General features: G+C 73.7%; 2 protein-coding genes. Both read left to right on the forward strand.

Translation table 11 applies throughout. The features are described from left to right. Positions 1-1,950 (forward strand): ATP-dependent helicase (locus G6R24_RS20140; RefSeq protein ID WP_163550714.1); only part of this gene is annotated, 1,950 nt, incomplete at its 5' end. A 37-nt stretch (positions 1,951-1,987) separates the two neighbouring features. Next, positions 1,988-2,588, forward strand: a 601-nt coding sequence (locus tag G6R24_RS20145) for a helix-turn-helix transcriptional regulator (protein WP_163550715.1), incomplete at its 3' end; no start/stop codon positions are given.

The following is a 2,588-nucleotide window of genomic DNA, read 5'->3' on the forward strand; positions in this document are numbered from 1 at the left end:
GCCGTCGCTGCCGCCCCGTCCGTCCTGGATGGGCTCGACCCGGATCAGCGGCAGGCGGCGGCGCACGCGGACGGGCCGCTGCTGGTCCTGGCCGGACCCGGTACCGGCAAGACGCGCACGCTGGTGCACGCGATCGCCCACCGGGTCGCCGAGCTCGGCGTGCCGGCCGACCAGTGCCTGGCCGTGACGTTCACCCGCCGGGCCGCCGGCGAACTCGCCGAACGGCTTGAGGCGCTGCTCGGTGAGCGGGCCGTAGGCATCCTCGCGACGACGTTCCACGGGCTTGGCCTCACGATCGTCCGGGAGCAGCACACGCGGCTGGCCCGCGGCGCGCACGTCCAGGTCGCCGACGACGCGGTGCGCGCCGAACTGCTCGACGCCGCCCTGCACGGCGAGGGCGACGCCCGCCAGCAGCGGCGGATCGCCGCCGGGATCGCCGACCTCAAACGGCAGCGGGCCCTCGGCGCGGCGCGCCGCGACCACGAGCTACTCGGTGTCCTGGCCCGCTACGACGCGGCGCTACGCGACCGGGACATGGTCGATCTCGACGATCTGATCGTGCTGCCGCTGACACTGCTGCGGGACGCACCCGACCTCGTCGAGCGTTACCGGGCACGGTTTCGTCACGTCTGGGTCGACGAGTACCAGGACACCGACGAGCTCCAGTACCGGCTGCTGTCGCTGCTGTGCCCGATGACGGCGAACCTCGCCGTCATCGGCGACCCCGACCAGGCCATCTACAGTTTTCGCGGCGCCGACGTCGGTTTCTTCCTGCGTTTCGAGCAGGACTACCCGGGCGCCCGCACCGCCGCCCTCACCCGCGGCTACCGCTCCACCCCGACGATCGTGCGCGCCGCCCTCGACGCGATCGCCCCCGCGAGCCTCGTCCCCGGCCGCACCCTCACCGCCGTGCGCGGCCACGCCGGGGACGGCCCGGTGCTGCTACGCCGCCACCGCGGCGAGACCGAGGAGGCGATCGCCGTCGTCGACAGCATCGACGCGGCCCTCGGTGGCACCTCGTTCCACGCCCTGGATGTCGGCGTGGACGGCTCGGTCGACGCCGGCCTGTCCTTCGCCGACATCGCCGTGCTCTACCGCACCACCCGCCAGGCCGAACCCATCATGGAGGCCCTGGCCACACGCGGTTTCCCGTTCCAGCGCCGCTCCCACCTGCCCCTGGCCGACGCCCCCGCCGTCGCCTTCCTGCTCGCCCTGCTGCGTGCCCCCACGGCCGGTCCGGTCGGCCCCCGGCCCGTGTCGTCGCTGGTCCGGGACGCGGCTGGCCGGGCCGGCGCGCTCGCGGACGCGTTCGGCACCGAACTCGGCGTGTCCAGCCTGCTCACCGAGCCCGGCGTTTTCCCGGGCGGTGGCCTGATGCCGGCTGGCCGGGTGCCCTCCGAGGCGGAGCTGCGCCTCGCGGTCGAGCTGCTGATGCCGGCCGCGGCCAGCGCCGGCACCGATCTGGACACCTTCCTCACCGCCGTCACGATGGCCAGCGAGGTGGACGGCTACGACCCCCGCGCCGACCGCGTCTCACTGCTCACCCTGCATGCCAGCAAGGGCCTCGAGTTCGGCCTGGTCTTCCTGATCGGCTGCGAGGACGGCCTGCTCCCCCTGCGTTTCGGCGCGGCCCGGCCCAAGGCCGGCGCGGCTGCGAATCCGGATGTGGCTGCGAATCCGGATGTGGCAGTGGCGGCCGAGGCTGCGCGGGCGGCCGAGGCGGAGGAACGGCGGCTGTTCTTCGTCGGTATCACCCGGGCCCGGGACCGCCTGATCCTCTCCAGCGCGGCGCGGCGCCCCGGCCGTGGCGCCGACGCCGAGATCCGCCCGTCCCCGTTCCTCGCCGACATCGACGCGAGCCTGCTGTCCACGGAGCCGAAACCGCAGACGGACGCCCCACGCCGCCGTAACCGTCGCGAGTCCGTCGGCCAGCAGCTGCGACTCGTCTGACCAGCCTCGCCGAGGCCGGGTCGTACAGTGCTCGGCCGTGAGCCGTTATCGACAGATCGCCGATGATCTGGCGCGTCGGGTGCGCGCGGGTGACCTGGCGGCGGGCACGGAACTGCCCGGGGTGCGCGAGCACGCACGGGCGGTGGGCACCACGTCGTCGACGGTCGTGCGGGCATACCGTTTCCTGGCCGATGGCGGGGTCATCACCGTGTCGGACCGGCGCCGGGCCCGGATCTCCGAACAGGGCATGATCGCCGCGACGCGGCTCCTCGAACCGGAACGGGTGTTTCGGCTGGCGGGCAGTGACGATCCGGCCCTGGGCATTCTGCTGGAGCATCTCGGCGCGCTGGTGGAGACGGTGGGAGCCCGCGGCAGTTTCGCCGGGCTGCGGGCCGTGGAGCGGGGTGAGGCCGACGGCGCGGTGATTCACCTGCGGCATCGCGACGGCGTGTACAACGAGTCGTTCGTGCGGGCGGTGCTGCATCAGGACGAGCCGTATCTGCTGCATCTGTGGCGGCGTGAGCAGGGGCTGATCGTCCCGGCCGGAAATCCGCGGGGGCTGACGCGAGCCGCCCAGCTCGAAGGGCTGCGGGTGGCGCGGCGCGAGACGGGAGCGGGAACGCAGGTGGTGCTCGACC

The sequence above is a fragment of the Candidatus Frankia nodulisporulans genome, from assembly GCF_902806475.1.
Lineage (GTDB): Bacteria > Actinomycetota > Actinomycetes > Frankiales > Frankiaceae > Frankia > Frankia umida.